4 protein-coding genes are annotated in these 6,359 nt (G+C 66.1%); 2 read left to right on the top strand and 2 right to left on the bottom strand.

Annotated features, from left to right (window positions below; all coding sequences use genetic code 11):
* Window positions 1–965, bottom strand: a 965-nt coding sequence (locus ACSLE4_RS05340) for a M48 family metallopeptidase (RefSeq protein ID WP_435903444.1), incomplete at its 3' end; no start/stop codon positions are given.
* A gap of 195 nt (window positions 966–1,160) precedes the next feature.
* On the opposite strand from ACSLE4_RS05340, the gene ACSLE4_RS05335 reads away from it, so the two are divergent.
* Complete coding sequence (locus ACSLE4_RS05335) at window positions 1,161–2,345, top strand: pyridoxal phosphate-dependent aminotransferase (RefSeq protein WP_435903443.1); 1,185 nt, start codon at window positions 1,161–1,163, stop codon at window positions 2,343–2,345.
* A gap of 56 nt (window positions 2,346–2,401) precedes the next feature.
* Here ACSLE4_RS05335 and ACSLE4_RS05330 read toward each other — a convergent pair whose 3' ends face one another.
* Window positions 2,402–5,107, bottom strand: coding sequence for an Rne/Rng family ribonuclease (locus tag ACSLE4_RS05330; RefSeq protein ID WP_435903442.1), 2,706 nt, complete (start codon window positions 5,105–5,107; stop codon window positions 2,402–2,404).
* A 619-nt stretch (window positions 5,108–5,726) separates the two neighbouring features.
* Between ACSLE4_RS05330 and ACSLE4_RS05325 the strand changes: the two genes are divergently transcribed.
* On the top strand, window positions 5,727–6,359 hold a 633-nt coding region (locus tag ACSLE4_RS05325; RefSeq protein WP_435903441.1), incomplete at its 3' end, for an AMIN domain-containing protein.

Here is a 6,359-nt window from a genome sequence, read left to right as displayed (position 1 = left end):
TAGGGCCAGTCCGGCTGTGCGGTGATGAGCTGGTCGAGCAGGGGCATGGCGACTTGCACGCCCGACTGCCGGTAGGTGGCGATCGCTCGGGCATAGACGCTCGGCAGCGACGTGTCGCTTTGCGGATAGCGATTGGAGGCGATCTCCGGCTTGTCGAGGAAGCCGGAAAGCTTGGCCCGGATGAGATCGTGGCGGAACTGAAGCTCCGGAGGGTCCTTGTTCTCATAATACGGGCTCGCCTCCACCAGGGCACGGAGCTGTGAGATACGAGTCTGCGGCAGGGGATGGGTCATCAGATATGGATTGATGCCCTGGATGCCGCGCAGCTTGTTGGCCAGCACCTCGAACGTCTCCAGCATGCCGCGGCCCGATTGCTTGGTGGCGTCCAAGAACTTCATGGCGGCCTGGTCCGCCGACGACTCTTCGGTCTGCCGGTAGGCGAGCAGGGTCCGCATGGTCGCGTCCGTGCCGCCCATGGCCGCGCCCATGCCGAGCTGGGCCGCGCCCGGCGCGCCGGCAATCGCGCCGCCCGCCATGGCCGCCAGGCCGAGCAGCTGGAGCATGAGCGCCGTCGACTGCGCCTTGGAGACTTGGTTGCGTAGACGCGCCAGATGCCCGCCGGTGATATGCCCGGTCTCATGCGCGATGACGCCGATGACCTGGTTGGGCGTGTCCGCGATCATCAGCGTGCCCGCATGCATGAACATGTTGTGTCCATCCACGACGAAGGCGTTGAAGTTGCGGTCGTTGACGATGTGAATTTTGACGCTCTGGGCGCCAAGCCCGGCGGCGCGCAGAATCGGTTTGGCGTACTGGCGGATCAGCGCTTCGGTCTCCGCGTCGCGGATGAGGCCGGCCGCGCTCGCCGCGCTCGGAACGGTGAGGCTGGCGATCAAGCAGGCGACGAGCGCCGTGCGCGATGGCGGCGGACTGAAACGGGAGCGAGTGTGAGCCAGGGACGACATGGTCGGACGCGATCGTATAGGCTTGCGCGGAACGGGCAAAGACGCCTGTTTTCTTTTGCCTTCTTAAGGCATTAGGTTGGCACGCCGCTGCCGGCCCCCGCCGATTGCCAAGCTCGACGTGCTTGACTTTTGATTGCGGCGACAACGTGACAGTAGCCGCATGCCGCCGATCAACAACGCGCGAGGACACCTCCGGTGAGTGACAAGTCTGAGAGGCATGGGTTGCCGCGGCCGCTCGCGCAGACGCGCGCCATCGATCCCTTCATCGTCATGGACGTGATGGGCGAGGCGAACCGGCGCGAGGCGGGCGGCGAGGACATCATCCACATGGAGGTGGGCCAGCCCGCGACGCCCGCCCCCCGGGCCGCCCGGGAGCGCGCGCAAAGAGCGCTGGCCGCTGAGAGGCTTGGCTACACCGAGGCTCTGGGCCTACCGGCTTTGCGCGAGCGCATCGCCGGTTACATGACCGAGCGATACGGCGTTCGCGTTGGCCCCGAGCGCGTCGTCGTCACCGCGGGCTCGTCCGCGGGCTTCGTGCTCGCCTTCCTCGCCCTTCTCGAACACGGTGACGCCTTCGGCCTGCCGTCGCCCGGCTATCCCTGCTACAGGCAGATCCTCAAGGCGCTGGGCTTGCGGCCGCATCTGATCGAAACCTCGGGGCAGGGGCGCTGGATGCCGACCGCGGCGGACATCGAGCGGCTCGCCGCGGACGGCGCCGCGGGGCTTCTGCTGGCGAGCCCGAACAACCCGACGGGCACCATGGCGCTCGGCCCCCGCCTGGCCGAACTCGCGCAGGCCTGCGAGCGGCAGAAGCTGTGGCTTATTTCCGATGAGATTTATCACGGCCTCGAATACGACGCGCCGGCCGAGACCGCGCTGCAGCACTCGGAGGCGGCCATCGTGGTCAACAGCTTCTCGAAATATTTCAGCATGACGGGCTGGCGCATCGGCTGGCTCGTGGTGCCGGAAGCCTTGACGCGCACCATCGAGCGGCTGGCGCAGAACCTCTACATCTCGCCCCCCGCCATTTCGCAGATCGCGGCGCTCGGCGCCTTCGATGGGCTGGACGAGCTCGAGGAGATCAAGAGCCGTTATGCGCGCAACCGCGCCATGCTGCTCGAAGAGCTGCCGCGCGCCGGGTTGGAGTCGATCCTACCCGCCGACGGCGCCTTCTACCTCTATGCCGATATCAGCCGCTATACGGGCGACAGCGCGGCCTTCGCCAAGACCATGCTCCGGGAGACGGGCGTGGCGGTCACGCCCGGCATCGATTTCGATCCGGACCGGGGCAATAGTTATCTGCGCCTTTGCTATGCGGGGGCCGAGCATGACATGCGGGAAGCGGCGCGCCGCATCGCGGCCTGGCTCAAGGCGCAATAGATGCAAAAAAGGGGAGGTGCTGTGCACCTCCCCGATTGTTTTGAACACGAAGCGTCCTAGCCGCGCGACCACCAGCCTCTGCGGCGTGGCGCGGGATCGTCGTTCCCCTCGCTTTCGACATGCACCTCTGCCTGCGGAACCGGCTCATCGCGCGCCGCCGCCACGCTGAACGCGGGCTCCGGTTCGCGCCGGGCCGGTGCGTCCTCCTCGCTGGCGGAGTCGTCGTCGGCCTGTGGCTGGGTCTCGCGATCCTTGCTTTTACCCCCTCCGTTCGGCCGCTCCTCCCGGGGCGCGGGCGTATCGTCGCCCGGAGACGTCTCTTCGGAGGCGGGCATCGCCTCCCTGTCCTCGGTGCCGGTGTCGCCTTGCTGCTCAGCGCTCGTGGCCTGTGCGCCACGTCCGCGTCCGCGCCGGCCGCCACGGCGCCCTCTGCGGCGGGACTTCCGCGGCTGGGTCTCGCCGTCGGCATCGGTCTCCTCCGGCGCCGCGCCGACCGCAGCGTCCTCGTCGCCGTCCTCGGCTTCCTGGGCTGCCGGCCGCTCGTCTCCCTCGCCACGGCCGCGTCCGCGTCCGCGGCGGCGTCTGGGGCGGCGCTTACCTTGTTCGCCGTCGGCCTCTGCTGCCGGGGCCGGAGCGTCTTCGCGATGATGCGCCCAATCCATCTGGACCACCGCGCTCTCGCCATTAACGTAGGTGCCCTCGGCGGCGCGCTCGATGACGAACTGCGAGACATGCAGCTCCTTGTCGGCCGTCACCGTGACAGGCACCCGGTAGCGCGCCTCGATATCCTTCAGATGTCCGCGCTTCTGATTGAGGATGTAAAGGGCGACCTCGACCGCCGTGGTGGCGGCCAGCGGCATCACGCCGTCGGTGATCAGCCGGTCCTCGATCGAGCGCAAGATATCGAGCGCCACGGATTCGACGGAGCGCACGATGCCGGTGCCCTGGCACATGACGCAGGCATGGGTCGAGCCTTCCAGCACGCCCGTACGCAGACGCTGCCGCGACATCTCCATCAGGCCGAAATGGCTGATGCGGCCGACCTGGATGCGCGCGCGGTCGTTGCGCAACGCCTCCTTCAATCGCTTCTCCACGTGTCGGTTGTTACGCCGCTCGTCCATATCGATGAAGTCGATGACGATGAGGCCGGCCAGGTCGCGCAAGCGCAACTGTCTGGCGATCTCGTCGGACGATTCGAGATTCGTCTTGAGCGCCGTATCCTCGATATTGTGTTCGCGCGTCGCCTTGCCCGAGTTCACGTCGACGGAGACCAGCGCCTCGGTCTGGTTGATGACGATGTAGCCGCCGGATTTGAGCGTCACCTGGGGCGAGAACATCGCCGCGAGCTGCCGCTCGACCAGATAGCGGATGAAGATCGGCTCCGGCTCCTTATACGGCTTCACGTTCTTCGCGTGGCTCGGCATGAGCATGCGCATGAAGTCCTTGGCCTCGCGATAGGCATCGTCGCCCGCGACCAGCACCTCGTCGATGTCCTTGTTGTAGAGGTCGCGGATCGAGCGCTTGATCAGGCTCCCTTCCTCGTAGACGAGGGCAGGGGCCGTCGATTCCAGCGTGAGGTCGCGCACGGTCTCCCACAGTCTGAGCAGATAGTCGTAGTCGCGCTTGATCTCCGTCTTGGTGCGCTGGGCGCCCGCGGTACGGATGATCAGCCCCATGCCTTCCGGCACTTCGAGCTCGCCCGCGATCTCCCGTAGATGCTTGCGGTCGGTGGGCTGGGTGATCTTGCGCGAAATGCCGCCGCCGCGCGCGGTGTTCGGCATGAGAACCGTATACCGGCCGGCGAGCGAGAGATAGGTGGTGAGGGCTGCGCCCTTGTTGCCGCGTTCCTCTTTGACGACCTGCACCAGGATGATCTGGCGGCGGCGGATCACCTCTTGAATCTTGTAGGGACGGCCGCGCCGGCGCCGGGTCCGCTCGGGCACTTCTTCGAGCGCATCCTCGGAACCGACCGATTCGACGCTGTCCTCGCCGCCATCCTTGGCGGACGCCTGATCGCCGTCTTCGCTGTTGTCCTCGTCGTCGTCTTCGTCCTCGTCGTCACCGCCGGAGGACTTGGCCGCGGTCTCGCGGCGTTCTCCCGCGCCGTCATCGTCGTCCTCGTCGGAGGATGCCTCGGCTGCCTTGCTTTCGTCCGCGTCGTCGTCGTCACGCGGCTCGGCAGGTTCGGAGACCTCGTGAACGTGGTCGGCGGCCTCGAGCGCGACGTCCGGGGAATCGTCCCCATCCTCGTCGCGCGGCGTCGTATCGATTTCGTCCTCTTCGTCGAACTCGAATTTTGCGATGGGCGCATCGGCCTCGGCCTCGGGCGCCTCCGGTTCTCTGTCTTTGTGCTGGGCCTCTCGCCGGGGCTCGCCACGGCCGCGTCCGCGGCCACGCCGGGCACCACGCCGCCGGCGGCCGCCCGATGCCGCCTCATCGTCTTCGGCGGCTTCCTCGGCCGAGGCGCGGCTGTGCTCCGCGGCCTCTTCCTCAAGCAGCGCTTGCCGGTCAGCCACCGGGATCTGGTAATAATCAGGGTGGATTTCAGTAAAAGCTAAGAAGCCGTGCCGGTTGCCGCCGTAATCGACAAATGCCGCCTGAAGAGACGGTTCGACCCGGGTGACTTTGGCGAGGTAGATATTGCCTCTGAGCTGTTTCTTATTCGCGGACTCGTAATCAAATTCCTCGACACGATTTCCTTTGACGACGACAACCCGGGTCTCTTCCGGATGCGCCGCATCGATCAGCATTTTGCTTGCCATTTTGTGTTTTCTCCGGCGCGCGGGCCGGGGCGGGCGGCGGCAAAAGCCGTCGCGCCGGGCGTGAGCCTGGGGCCTGCGCGCGCCAATGATTATTGGACCATGATTCTGTGCGACGACCCGTTTCGGGCCCGTAATCCGGGTCCTTGGGCTCGGCCAGCTGCGGCCGCCAAGCCATAGGCATCAGGAAAGCCCGGAGATTTCCGTGGCTTGGCTGATAGCCCTGACTCTGCATCGCGATTTCCTAAACTGCCGCGAATGAAAGCCGCGGCCTGTCTTCCAACTGGGCGGCCGTCGTAACGGGCCGCCGCCTTCCTGCGTCCGGGCCGAAATTCCAAGGGCCCGACGCGCCAAAACAAGGTTCCGCCCGTCTCGCCGTTTGGCGTCCAAGGGCCGGAGACTCAGAGAGATTTTGAGTCTCCCCTTATTACGGGTTTGCCGGGAGATTTGGCAAGTGCTCAGGGTGCCGTCGCCAAAGGGTCACAACGGTCGCTTAACCAAGCGTGGTTAACAATGGCTCCAAACCAGGCCCGATTTGGCGCATCGTTACGCCTAGAAACCTCCTGGTAAGGCGCCTGCGAAGAAGAAGACTTTGCGTTGTAGTCGAAGCGAGTAGGGGACGATGCGAGTTCTGCGTGCCTTGGTTGCCGCCGCGCCATATTGGTGTGCGGTACTCGCGCTCGTTGCGCCGGCGCTTCTCGCCGCGCCGACGCAAGCGGACCCCAGGAGCACGGTTGCCAAGGACGCCCGTCTTGCCGGCGACCGCGAGCGCACCCGCTTCATCGCCGACCTTTCCAAGAAAGTTGACGTGCACGTCTTCGCGCTCGGCAATCCCTACCGGGTCATCGTCGACGCGGCCGATGTCAGCTTCCAGATGCCCCAAGGCATCGGCAAGGAGCAGCGCGGACTCGTCTCCGCCTTTCGCTATGGCCTGTTCGGGCCCGGCAAATCGCGCATCGTGCTCGACGTGAGCGGTCCCTTTCTGATCGACCGCTCCTTCGTGCTCGAGCCGCGCGACGATCAGCCGGCGCGCCTCGTCATCGACCTCGTGCCCACCGACGAGAAGACCTTCCTCGCCAAGTTGCAGGAGGCGAAGAAGCTGCGCGCGGAGAAGACGCCCCAGCCGCTGCCGGAGGCCCCGGCACACCCCGTGGATGCGAGGCCGATCGTGGTACTCGATCCCGGCCATGGTGGCGTCGATCCGGGCGCGAGCAGCGCCAACGGCGTGAACGAGAAGGCGGTGGTGCTCGAATTC

It is taken from the genome of Methyloceanibacter sp., from assembly GCF_051306395.1.
Taxonomy (GTDB): Bacteria; Pseudomonadota; Alphaproteobacteria; order Rhizobiales; family Methyloligellaceae; genus Methyloceanibacter.
Note: the sequence above shows the minus strand (reverse complement) of the source record. Positions and strands in the feature narration are given on the sequence as shown.